The sequence below is a fragment of the Vibrio sp. T9 genome (genome assembly GCF_003123985.1).
GTDB classification, from domain to species: Bacteria; Pseudomonadota; Gammaproteobacteria; order Enterobacterales; family Vibrionaceae; genus Vibrio; species Vibrio diabolicus.
In genome coordinates this window covers 1-396 of the sequence record NZ_NIGY01000085.1, presented here as the reverse complement: position 1 = coordinate 396, position 396 = coordinate 1, and the positions used below count along the sequence as shown (strand labels likewise).

Here is a 396-nt window from a genome sequence, read left to right as displayed (position 1 = left end):
AAGTGCGAAGACCTTTCAGGCCAACAGACATACGGACGATCTGCATCTGCCCGTCGTGACGATAGGGTATGGCGATGCCGTGCATTTCCTTACTGCCCTCGGTGGCCGCGTGGTTCCCAGCCGATGGCAGGGCGGCCTGCCTCTCACGTATCACATCGGCGGCGATGCATCGGTGCATCTCGAAGTGCGATCGCCCTGGGAATGGCGCACGCTTTACAACGTGGTCGGCACGCTTCGCGGTAGCGAGTATCCCGACGAATGGGTGATTCGAGGCGTGCATCACGACGCGTGGGTGTTCGGCGCGTGGGATCCGCTCGCCGGCACGACCGCCTTGCTTGCCGAGGCGCGCGCCATCGGCGAGCAGGCCAAGGCGGGCCATCGCCCACGACGCACACT

At 64.6% G+C, this 396-nt stretch carries 1 protein-coding gene; it reads left to right on the top strand.

Annotation, left to right across the window (positions count from 1 at the left end; all coding sequences use genetic code 11):
* Nucleotides 1-396, top strand: a 396-nt coding sequence (locus CBX98_RS26350; RefSeq protein ID WP_197710251.1) for a hypothetical protein, incomplete at both ends; no start/stop codon positions are given.